Raw genomic sequence first — 10,517 nt, 5'->3', positions numbered from 1 at the left:
GCGAAGCGGGGGCGGGATCGCCGGGGACTCATGGATCCGGACGCTGTGACGGGCGTCGATCGTCGTTTGGCCCATAGCGGCCATCACTGGGAACGCGGGCCTCTTCCCGCGAGGCGGGCGAGACGCCCGCGTTCCCCAGCCGGACGGGACATCCGTCCCGTCCGCAAGGTTTGAGTCGCCCCGGTGGGAGCGGCTTTTAGCCGCGACGAGCGCCGACGCGAGGTTGTTCGCGGCTGTAAGCCGCTCCCACGGGTGTGCTCGTTTGTCGTCATCGCTACCGCGACGCCAACCCGCCAAAGCCGACATCGACCTAGCGGCACAACGCTACAAGCTGATTGGAGAACAGACATGAGCACCCACACCCATTCACCCGCCGTTCCCAAGGAACGCGACACGCGCATCATCGACAGCAGCGGCAACGTTTTCATCGATCTGGGTTTCGATCCCGCCGAAGCCGAGGTGCTAAAGCTGCGTACCGAGGTGATGATCCGCACCGCCGAACAGTTGAAGGCACATGGCTGGACGCAAGCCGAGGCCGCGCGACAGCTCGGGATTACCCAGCCGCGCGTCTCGCGGCTGATCAAGGGGGAAAGTGGAAGACTTCAGCCTGGACATGCTGCTGACACTGGCGACGCGCGCTGGACTGAGGACGGAACTACGCCTGACGGCGTGAAACCCTCCCAGCCGGACGGGGCATTCGCCCCGTCCGGAACCGCTTCAACCGTGCTTGCCGGATGCCCGCAAACATTCGGGACGGGGCGAATACCCCCGCCTAAGAAAACCACGTCCCGCTTGAAGGACTCAGCCCGTCAACTCAATCCGCAGGTTCTTGCCCAGCGCCCTGGCCGCTCCGGTAAGCGTGGTCAGCGTCAGACTGGTGTCGTTCTCATCGAGCAAACGATTCAGTGCAGCACGACTGGTGTGCATTTTTTTCGCCAGGGCCGTTTTGGTCAGGTGTTGCGCCTTCATTTCCTGCGCGATCTGCCACGCCACCACTCGCTTGATCGCCACGGCAGTGGTTTCTTCAAGTGTGGCTTCTTCCGCCAGGAAGTCGTCAAAACGGCTGCCCATGTGCTGATTCATCGTGCGCTCCTCAATTGTTTCAGACGGCTCCTAGCGATATCGAGTTCTTCCAGCGGCGTGGCCTGTGACGTTTTGATGAAACCGTGCAGCAATACCATGGTGTGATCCTCGACAGTGAACAACACCCGAGCGATGCGGTCAGCCAGATAAATGCGGACTTCCCAAAGATCCTTAGCCAGTTTGCGTACCAAAGGCATTCCCAGAGGCCAGCCAAACTGCACGGTCTTGATGTCCTCGCCAATAGTGCGCCGCTCGGCGGCTGGCAAAGACTTCAACCAATTGCGCACAGGTTCGTTGCCGCTATCCGTGGCGAAGAAGCGAACATCTAAAATTGGCAGATTCATTGGCTGAATCGTATCAATAAAGGTACGTTTTGGCAACTCACCGCTCATAATTCCCAGCCGGACGGGGCATCCGCCCCGTCCGGAACCGTTTCAACCGCGCTTGCCGGCTGCCCGCAAACGTTCGGGACGGGGTAAATACCCCGTCCCGCCTAAGATATTGCGCCTAATACGGGATTCCCGCATTATCGACCCATGCGCACCGTGATCGAAACTCCGACCTATCTGATCGAGATCTATCCGAAGTCGGAACAGACCAGCATCCAACCCAACGACATCAAAAAGGCCAGCCGATGAACATTGACCGCATCGCCAACGCCATCGAACAGGACGCGGGCGAAACCTTGCCGGGCCTGCGCGAGAGCCTGGCCGAGATGCACGACGGCATCGCCGCACGCATCACGACCCCGGAACAGATGCTCGTCAGATCCGCGCGCCAGGCGCTCGGTCTCTCGCAGCCGCGGTTCGCCGACCTGATTCAAACCCCGGTAGCGACGTTGCGCGACTGGGAGCAGGGGCGATTCGTACCGCCGGGCGCGGTGCTGTGCTTGCTGAGAATCGTCGCGAAGCATCCCGAGGTATTGACCGAACTGGCCGCCTGAGCGGCTATCTCAACGCCTCGCCGTTGATTTGAAAATCCCTGTACGCCTGCTCCTAAACGCCCGACTCGGTCTTGGCAGGAATCGTGCTTAGACCACGGGGCATCATGATTTGTGAGGTAGCACTCAACCCCGCTTCTGGTCGCGTTCTAGAATTACGGGTAATCCGGGAAAAAGCGGCCTGATTGGCTTGTATCTAAACGCTATCGAAGCGGCTCGGGTTGCTAGCCCTTGGCTGTCCGCCGCGACTAGAGACCCAGTATCAACACAGAGTCATCGATCACCATGTCAAAGCGAACCCAGTCAGTATCCCGCCGCCGTCAGCCCCAAACACTGCGGAGAACCCCTGGCTTTACGCTGGTCGAATTGGTCATGACCATCGCGATGGCGGCCATTCTCCTCTCGGTCGCGGTGCCGAGTTTTCAGGAGGCCATGCGAACCAACCGCATCGCGGCCTTGACCAATGAGTTATCCACTTCGCTGCAACTGGCTCGCTCGGAGGCCGTTTCCCGTGGCCGGCGGGTGACTGTCTGTAAGTCCGATGACATCCTGGCAACGTCCCCCGCCTGTGACTCGAGCGCCGATTGGCAGGATGGGTGGCTGGTGTTTCTGGATAGCAATGGGGACGGCGACCGCAACACCAGTACCGGAAGTACCGAGACTTTATTACGGATAAGTCAGCCTTCGAGCGATACTGTTGTGATAACTTCTAACGGCTTTCCTGACAATGTGCGCTATCTCGCAGATGGAAGTATTTGGCCAGTAACTAATAACCGAAGTATTTGCATAGCAATTTCCGATAAAGTACGCGCCATTGTAATTGAACCTACGGGCCGACTCAGTATTAAAAATGGAACATGCCCATGAAAGCGATCGGTTTCAGAGCGAATGACAAGCATCAGCAGGGCTTTACGCTCATTGAGGTTTTGATCGCCGCGCTGGTGCTTTCCATCGGCCTGCTTGGTCTAGCTGGCTTGCAGGCCATTTCGCAAAAGCTCAATTACAGCGCCTATCAGCGTAGCCAAGCGGCGAGCCTGGCCTATGAGATTGCCGATGCGATTCGCGCCAACGCCGCCAACGCTTCCGGATATGTCCCCATTAGCGAAGCTCTAGATGACTGTGACGAAGAATTCTCGCGTTCGGATATCGGCCCCGTAGCGAAAGACGATTTGAGCGAATGGGAGAATCGAATTTCCTGTTTGTTCTCTAGCAGCGCTCAGCGCGAGATCGAGCTGTTAGCAGATAGTGTCAGAATCAAAATCTCTTGGGACGAGTCACGCGCACGCGCGATCGAAGCTGGGGAGGAAGAGCCAGACGACCAAGAGGACACTGATTCTGGTGAAGATCTAAGAGACGAATTCGAGATCACTATCCAATTATGAATACTCAAAATGTCGGCTTATTTCGCTGGACTCGCACGTCGCCTCAGCAGGGTTTTACGCTGGTCGAAATACTCGTCGCCATGACCGTTGGGCTCTTTCTCACGGGCGGTATTCTGTCCCTGTTTGTCGGCAGCAAGCAAAGCTATACCAATAACGGAGCGATTGGCGCCGTGCAGGAAAACGGACGTTACGTTCTGGAGACGATGACACAAGAGCTGCGTCAGGCCGGGCTCCTCGGTTGTCAGCGTAGCTTGATGCTGCAAAAAGAACTTTCGGCAGTACTCTCGCCCGCGCGCCTGATGTACGGGTTCTCGGATGATACGTATAGAATCTACAACGCACTCGCGCTGGTCAATCCGGTGAACACGAACCCCGACACCACCGCTGAAGCGCTGGACTGGTGGTTATACAACATCAATAATCAAGCCCCGATCGAAGGTTTCGACGGTCAAGGGATCGCATTTGTACCGTCCTCACCCCCTGCTTTTATCAGTACCTTAGATCTTTTCGACAAGTTAGGCATCGATGATGCGAACAAAGATCATGACGTGATTGTCAGTCGCCGGGTGTTTGGTCGACCAATTCCGATCATACGGCACGACATCGATGAAGACCCGCTGACCCCGTCTCCGCCTCTTGTCATTCTGGATGAATATGCCGCAGACCTCAAAATAGGAAATATTGTGGTCGCCAGCACTTGCGAGCATGCCACGGTTTTTCAGATCACCGATATCAGGAAAAACACACCGTGCGATGGCTTTCATACACTGGAATTCAAGCCACTTTCACTGGGCCATCTGGACTATTCCCCGCCAGGCAACCAGGAGTACGAGAGTCCGCCCGACCCTGACATCAACGTCAGCCTTGGCAGTCGCTACGCCAATGATATTAGCGATATCGACATGGCAAATGCATGTGCGACGACGAATAAGCGCTATCTCATAGAGGATACCATCGGCGCGATCTACCGTCTGCAAGTGAATATTTATTACGTTCAAAACAACGGCGACGGTGTGCCATCTCTCTACAGAAAAAATGTATTCGAGCCAAATCCCGAGGAACTTATTACCGGCGTCTATGGCTTGCAGTTTCTCTATGGCACCAACAGCCTTGCCTCCAGTTGCGCTACTGAAAATCAGCCCGATCTCACCGATTATAAAACTGCGGATCAAATCGCGAACTGGAACGAGGTCAACGCCGTAAAAGTGTCCCTGTTACTCGGGAGCATGGATGACAGTCACGCTAACATCGTCGATAGCGCCATGAAGCTGCCTTTCCCCGATGCCGGCGATGGCTCGGGCGTTTTCGATGCCTCATCCTTGGCGGCGGCGGATCGAAAGCGCTTATTTCAAGTCTTCACATCGACGGTTTATCTGCGCAACAAGCTGCCTTGCCTTGGTCTCGATCAATGGACAAAGCCCCCCAGTTCCGAGTTGTAGGGGTTCGGATGGCGCGTCATATTGGAATGCAACACATGAATAGGCAAAACAGCATACAAAAACAGGCCGGCGTGGTACTTGTCATCGGTCTCGTTTTTCTGATGATGATGACGATCGTTGGCGTGACCGCGATTCAGAGTTCGACCATGCAGGAAAAAATGGCGGGCAATGTCAGTGATCGAAACCTCGTGTTTCAAAACGCCGAGGCCGCATTGCAGGCCGGAGAATTGCAGGTAATCGATAAGGATTGTACGTTTCTTGATAGCAACACCGCTGGTCAACCAGATCCGGATAATACCGATTGGAATGACGCTAATGTGGTTAAGCTCGATACGGTCTTTCCGCATAGGGCTTATGCCTTGACTCGCGTGCCGCCGCAGCAAAGCGAGGATGAGAGCGAGGAAGCGGAGGCCGAGGGAACCTGTGGTGGATTCTACTTCGTCACGGCAAAGGCCGAGTCTCCCAAGGGGATGACGGTTGTTTTGCAATCAACGGTATTTAAGCGGTTTTGAAGGGATCGAGGTCGTCTTGTCGCTGTTTCGACAAGAGCTATTGTTCGGTCTCTATGGCAGTCAGCGTCGGCGGGCTTGTAAAAGCCAATAAGCGGTAAACAGCGATCCTAGATGTTTTCAGGATTTCATTTTTTGTATTCAGGAGCAGGTGATGATAATCAATATTGTCAACCGCGAATCTGGCTTAAGGTTCCGTTCGCTGCTGCAGTGCTTCGGCCTGGCCATCATGGCTTTTTCATCTTCGGTGTATTCCGAGCCAGCGCAGTATCCACTATTCATGGGTGGAGACATCACGGCTCCGCCGCTGACCATGCTGGTCATGGGGCGCGATCATACTCTTTATTACGAGGCGTACAATGACGCTTCGGATCTCAACGGTGACGGCGTCCTGGACGTCGGATACAAACCCGAGGACGTGGACTATTTCGGCTATTTCGACTCCAATCTCTGCTACGGCTATACTAATGATCGATTCAGCCCGATCGGCAACGCGACGAATAAAAAATGCAGCGATAGTTGGAGTGGCGATTTTCTTAACTATATCACGACCGCGCGAATAGATGCGCTGCGCAAGGTGCTGTATGGCGGGCGTCGTATCATCGACGAGGGCGACGAAGGCGACGATTGCCTGCCGGATGATTGCCTAACCGTCCTGGAGCGCTCTTATATTCCGCAGGATGCGCATAGCTGGGGCAAGGAATACCATAGTCCCGCGCATGATGGCTATGAAATCAGCGACTATACCCCTCTTTCGACACCCTCCGAAGGTACGCGACATCTATTCGCCAATACCACGCTACTGAAATCCGGCAACATGGAGCCGCGGATGCGCGTGCTGAACGACTCGCAGTTTCGGATATGGGAATGGGTAGCTATCGAAAACCCCGTTGCGGGCACTAATTGCAATAATGGTTCGAATAAGAGCTGCACAACGGCTAGTGTTCCTATTAAGGGTACTAATCCTAGTACTGCCGAAGGTTTTCAGAATTTGATCACCCAATGGGGTACCGATACTCAAAAATGCGGCAGCGGAAACATAACGAACGGCTTAATCAACGGGTCCGGGAATCCTTATAGTAGTGTAGCGCCTTGCAGTGGTGGTGAATATTATCTAACCACCATTGAAGGCAAGATATATGCGCCGACCGCTGGTGATTATGTATTCGCGACTAATGGCGACGATGCCGTCGAAGTCTATATTGATGGCGTGCTTGCGGCGTATTGGTATAACGGACATGCCGCAAAGACAGGAACCGCTACCACTATTGTCTATGGATCCGATGGAATTGCTAATAGCGTTGGTGGCATTGACGGCGATACGAATCCTCACCTCATTGGAACCGTAACGCTCGAAGCGGGATGGCACGATCTGTCTTTCCATCATGAGGAGATCACTGGCGGCGATAGTTACCAACTCCTTTGGAAGCCGGCGGGCGGCGTTTGGGCAACCGTCCCAGCTCTCAGTTTGCGTGGTCCTTTAGGCGAGACAGGCAGCGTTCCGCAGATCACTACCTATAGCATGGAGCGGACGGTGCCCGCCTCGACTATGGTCGACTATTTTGTCCGTGTGGAGGTTTGTAATAAGACGTATCCAGATGCCGTTTGCAAAACCTATCCTGCCGGCACCATGAAACCTGTGGGGGTATTGCAGCGTTACGGTGAAAACAACGAGATGATGTTTGGTCTGCTCACCGGATCCTACACCCATCCTTACAACACCCGTGGCGGTCTCTTGCGGAAGAATATCGAGAGCTTCCAAAATGAAATCAATACGCAAACGGGTCAGTTCACGGATCTCCTGGGTATTGTCAAGACAATCGATCGAATGCGTGTGGTCGATTTTGGGAGAGGCGATGCTTACTATTATGTGAGTCATGAAACGAAGTTCCCAATGTCGACATCGACTAAAAAATATCCCGACTGGGGTAACCCGATCGGGGAAATGGTTTATGAGACGCTTCGCTATTTTTCAGGCCAGGGCAAGTCGTCGACCTATGAGTTTACTCCGAGCCTTACCAATAAGAAGGAGGTCGTTCCTCTACAGCACCCTCTCAATACCTCGCTTGAATTTCCGGCCCCTGACTGGCGAGATCCTTATTACACCTATACCGTGAACGCGGAGACTGGAGTTACCGAGGGTAAGGCCACTGATCTATACTGCTCTCCGGGCGTTCAACTTATTATCAGCGACGTCAATCCATCCTATGATACCGATCAGGTGCCAGGTATTAGTAGTGCTTTTGGAAGTTTCCCTGGTGTTTTTCCAGGGCTGAATGCAACTAATGAGGCTAATGCGATCTGGGCAGAGGAAGGTAGGACTGTTAGCGAGCATTTTATCGGGCAATCTGGAACGGAATATGATGGCGCGCCTAGCGCCAAGAGTGTTACTGGGCTGGGATCCATAAGGGGGCTGTCACCTTCGGAGCCGACCAAGGAGGGTGGTTATTATACCGCCGGGATCGCCCGTTACGCTTTTAATAACGATTTGCGAAGCGATATCGAGGACAAACAGGACATCAATACGTTCGCGGTCGCCCTTGCCTCTCCCTTGCCTCGAATCGAGATTCCGGTCGGTGATTCTAGGGTGACGCTGGTCCCGTTTGCCAAGTCGGTGAAATGGGATTCAAGTGGAATTGATCCTACTGAAGGTAAATTTCAGCCGACAAATACTATAGTCGACTTCTTTATCGAGCAATTCGCGAATACCGCGGAGGACGGTTCGGATGCGGATCCTGAGATTAATGATGGACTTCCTTCCATCAAATTCCGCATCAACTACGAGGATGTCGAGCAGGGCGCCGATCATGACATGGACGCGATTGTCGCGTACACGCTAGAGGTCAAGGATGCTGACGATGACGGTACTGAAGAGTTGGTTGTCACCTTGAGTTCGCAGTATGCGGCGGGCGGCATTGTTCAACACATGGGTTACGTGATCTCCGGTACGACCAAGGATGGCGTTTATCTGGAGGTTCGTGACGTTGATACGAGCGAGGCCGGCGATCAGAGCTATTTCCTTGACACGCGCTCAGGGCTCGAGCCCGGCGACTGCGCGGGCGGCTCTCCGGCAACCGCTTGTAGTAATCCATTACCGCTGTTCGCGACACGGACGTTCGAGGTAAGCGGTGCGTCTAATGTCGCCACGGTTCTGGAGAATCCGCTTTGGTACGCCGCCAAGTACGGCTCGGAGGGCAATGAGGGTCTAGCTCGTAGCGAGGCATCGCCAAATTACTTTCTGGTGACCAATGCCGGCACCTTGCAAAAGCAACTGGAAACCGCTTTCGAGAGCATGATCCTGCTCGGTAAATCTTCTGCTTCGTCGATCTCGGTGGATAGCGTCCGGATCGACACGGATACACGCGCCTTTCTGGCAAAGTTCGACAGCAAGGATTGGAGCGGCACGGTCATCGCGTCGGAAGTGGATGCGAATGGAAAACTGAGCCAGGAAGTCTGGAACACCGACACCGTCGGTTTACCGCCGCACGCCGACAGAAACATTTTTACCTTCGATCCGGGCGACGCGGACAGGGATGCGGCCGGCATAGCCTTTACCTGGGGTACGTTGACTGCGGCTCAGCAGGACGCCTTGGGCGCGGATGAGACCGAACAGGCCGCCGTGCTCGGTTGGTTGCGTGGAGATTCCACTCGTGAAGGGTCGGGCGATACCGATTTTCGCGAGCGTGATTACGTCTTGGGAGACATCGTCAACTCCAATCCCGTGTACGATAAAGGCACGGATACGCTCTATGTCGGCGCCAATGACGGCATGCTGCATGCCTTTGACGCGGCGGATGGTTCCGAAACCTTCGCTTACGTGCCAAATGCCGTCTTTCCGGCGCTGGCCAATCTCACCAGCCAGGGCTATACCCATCGCTATTACGTCGATGGTTCGGCATCCATTGCGCATGCCGACGACCAATCCATCCTGATTGGTACCCTGGGTGCTGGAGGTCGGGCCGTGTTCGCACTGGATGTGAGCGACCCCGAGAACTTCGCGGCCGAGGATGTGCTGTGGGAGATTTCGGATACGAGCCAGCCGGAAGACAATACGGCCTTCGATGGGCCGGATTATAAGGAACTCGGCTACATGGTCGGGCAGATGCCGCCGACACCTGCGATTGGATATTGGAAAGGCCAATTGGTGGCGGTATTCGGCAACGGCTTCGACAGCGGTACTGGCGCGACCCTGTTCGTTACCAATGCCCTAACGGGTGCGCTGATTGACAAATTGACTGTGTCGACCGACGCCGATAACGGTCTCGCGGGAGCGGCCTTGGTGCTCGACAGCGACCAACAGATCGCTGGCGCCTATGCCGGTGACCTAAAGGGCAATCTCTGGAAATTCAACCTGACGGGTAATGCGCTTGCCCTGGCCTCCAACGGTGCCCCACTCTTTGTTGCCCAGGATGCCAATGGCAATAGACAACCGATTACCGCTGCCGTGAATTTCACCAAGCATCCAGAGGGAGGCAATCTCGTTGTCTTTGGCACGGGCCAGTATATGCGCACCAGCGATCCGACCAATTTGCTGGGACAGACAGCCTATGGTGTTTGGGATAATGCCAAGCTGAAAACTGAAACCGATACTCTGGCTTGGACCGGCGGATCGACCACGAACCGGGCGGCTTTACTGGAGCAGGAGTTTCTGTATGAGGATGTCATCGGCGAAAGAAAATGGCGGATTGTTTCGAATAACACGATCAGTTGGGCAACGCATCGCGGCTGGTACGTGGACTTGATCTCGCCCGTGGATGGCGCGCAGGGGGAGCGCATCAATTATCAGGCGGGCATCATTCCCGGCAGTGGTGAGGCAGTGTTCACCAGCATCGTACCCACGGCGTCGGATGACCCTTGCATGGCTGGCACGGCTTACCGCTGGATTTTCATGCTTGATTCGCTGACTGGTGGGATTTCCGATTGGACGCGCTTTGACGTCAACGAAGATGGTGTCTTCGACATTGATGATGTCAAGAAGATCGCGGATCCTGATGATCCCGATGCGGATGCCTCGTTGGTTCCCTACATCGGCTTCACGACAGACTTCGGCGGTTCGGTATCCACCGGAGGAAGCGGTACCGATGTGATTCTACTGAACGAACGCAAACTGCCCGGCGGCCCACCTCGCCAAAGTTGGCGCCAACTGCGCTGAGGCTTCGTCCAT

At 54.9% G+C, this 10,517-nt stretch carries 8 protein-coding genes and 1 pseudogene; 7 read left to right on the top strand and 2 right to left on the bottom strand.

All coding sequences use genetic code 11. The features are described 5' to 3' along the window. Positions 1-348 precede the first annotated feature (348 nt). A pseudogene (locus CKO27_RS24640) lies at positions 349-549 on the top strand (hypothetical protein); the annotation flags it as partial. 252 nt (positions 550-801) lie between these two features. Here CKO27_RS24640 and CKO27_RS18220 read toward each other — a convergent pair. Continuing rightward, positions 802-1,083, bottom strand: coding sequence for an XRE family transcriptional regulator (locus CKO27_RS18220; protein ID WP_200376347.1), 282 nt, complete (start codon positions 1,081-1,083; stop codon positions 802-804). After that, a complete protein-coding gene (locus tag CKO27_RS18215) occupies positions 1,080-1,463 on the bottom strand; it encodes a type II toxin-antitoxin system RelE/ParE family toxin (protein WP_200376346.1) in 384 nt (127 codons plus the stop codon). Before CKO27_RS18215 ends, CKO27_RS18220 begins: the two co-directional genes overlap by 4 nt. Positions 1,464-1,717: 254 nt before the next feature. Here CKO27_RS18215 and CKO27_RS18210 point away from each other — a divergent pair, with 254 nt between their 5' ends. The 6 genes from CKO27_RS18210 to CKO27_RS18185 all read left to right on the top strand — a co-directional run bounded on the left by CKO27_RS18210 (position 1,718) and on the right by CKO27_RS18185 (position 10,505). Continuing rightward, positions 1,718-2,026, top strand: coding sequence for a helix-turn-helix domain-containing protein (locus tag CKO27_RS18210; RefSeq protein ID WP_200376345.1), 309 nt, complete (start codon positions 1,718-1,720; stop codon positions 2,024-2,026). Between the two features lie 282 nt (positions 2,027-2,308). Further along, entirely contained in the window at positions 2,309-2,890 is a 582-nt protein-coding gene (locus CKO27_RS18205) for a GspH/FimT family pseudopilin (RefSeq protein WP_276570182.1), read from the top strand. Continuing rightward, positions 2,887-3,405 carry a type IV pilus modification protein PilV gene (gene pilV, locus CKO27_RS18200; protein ID WP_200376344.1) on the top strand — a complete coding sequence of 173 codons (519 nt, stop codon included), beginning with the start codon at positions 2,887-2,889 and terminating at the stop codon, positions 3,403-3,405. The genes CKO27_RS18205 and pilV overlap by 4 nt, the downstream gene beginning before the upstream one ends. After that, on the top strand, positions 3,402-4,844 hold the full coding sequence (locus tag CKO27_RS18195; protein WP_200376349.1) for a PilW family protein: 1,443 nt from the start codon (positions 3,402-3,404) through the stop codon (positions 4,842-4,844). The genes pilV and CKO27_RS18195 overlap by 4 nt, the downstream gene beginning before the upstream one ends. A gap of 35 nt (positions 4,845-4,879) precedes the next feature. Then, positions 4,880-5,356, top strand: coding sequence for a pilus assembly PilX family protein (locus tag CKO27_RS18190; protein WP_200376343.1), 477 nt, complete (start codon positions 4,880-4,882; stop codon positions 5,354-5,356). Between the two features lie 151 nt (positions 5,357-5,507). Further along, positions 5,508-10,505 (top strand): pilus assembly protein, encoded by a 4,998-nt coding sequence (locus tag CKO27_RS18185; protein ID WP_200376342.1) that lies wholly within the window; start codon positions 5,508-5,510, stop codon positions 10,503-10,505. Positions 10,506-10,517 lie beyond the last annotated feature (12 nt).

Origin of the sequence: Thiocystis violacea (genome assembly GCF_016583575.1) — a bacterium.
GTDB lineage: Bacteria > Pseudomonadota > Gammaproteobacteria > Chromatiales > Chromatiaceae > Thiocystis > Thiocystis violacea.
This window is presented reverse-complemented; position numbering and strand designations above follow the sequence as displayed.